1 protein-coding gene is annotated in these 240 nt (G+C 37.1%); it reads left to right on the top strand.

Features of this window, described 5'->3' with window-relative positions:
* A partial coding sequence (locus tag H6A60_RS13590) for a hypothetical protein (protein WP_205105401.1) occupies positions 1–240 on the top strand: 240 nt, incomplete at both ends.

Raw genomic sequence — 240 nt, 5'->3', positions numbered from 1 at the left:
AGTTGTAAATGCCCTGGCGGCCTTTGTTAATGGGGCTGAAATGAATACTTTTGTAATATTTGTTGTGTTTGTTGGGCTTTCAGCAATATTCATTGATCATAAGTTAATTGAATATCGAATTAACAAGGGCTGGTATGGTAAGAACGAGTTTGAAAGTCGTGAAATAATTCGATTTGTGCTTGCTCATGCAGATAAGAATGATTTTAATGATCAGGGGGGGTTGAAAAAGGTCATTCCAGC

The organism is Sutterella massiliensis (genome assembly GCF_016899755.1).
Lineage (GTDB): Bacteria > Pseudomonadota > Gammaproteobacteria > Burkholderiales > Burkholderiaceae_F > Sutterella > Sutterella massiliensis.
This window is presented reverse-complemented; position numbering and strand designations above follow the sequence as displayed.